Raw genomic sequence first — 343 nt, forward strand, 5'->3', positions numbered from 1 at the left:
TGGGAGGTTGCTTCTGATGTGGGCGGTGTACGGCTTTTCCGGCAATGACTGCTTTGATTTCATCCTCGCTGTACCCGGCACCCAGTGTCTTTAACCGGATAAAGCGTTTCTGCCGAGCGCCTTTAACGGAAGTGTATTTGCCGCGTTTGATTTCATAGCCCTGCTGTTCCAGCTTTTGCAGAAAATCTTCGTAGTCGGTGGGATTCTGCTGCAAAATCTCGTCGATTACACTGCACAGCCGGTCGAGGTTGCTCTCCTTTGGTGGGTTAGTGATGCGCTTCTGCCGTTCCCGGTAAGGATTCTTTTCAATGACTGACAGCTGATGCTCCAGACAAATCAGGTC

1 protein-coding gene is annotated in these 343 nt (G+C 51.0%); it reads right to left on the bottom strand.

Annotated features, from left to right (window positions below):
- On the bottom strand, positions 1 to 343 hold a 343-nt coding region (locus P0G09_RS16215), incomplete at both ends, for a relaxase/mobilization nuclease domain-containing protein (RefSeq protein WP_275253180.1).

This window comes from Faecalibacterium sp. DFI.5.82 (genome assembly GCF_029076575.1).
GTDB lineage: Bacteria > Bacillota > Clostridia > Oscillospirales > Ruminococcaceae > Faecalibacterium > Faecalibacterium duncaniae.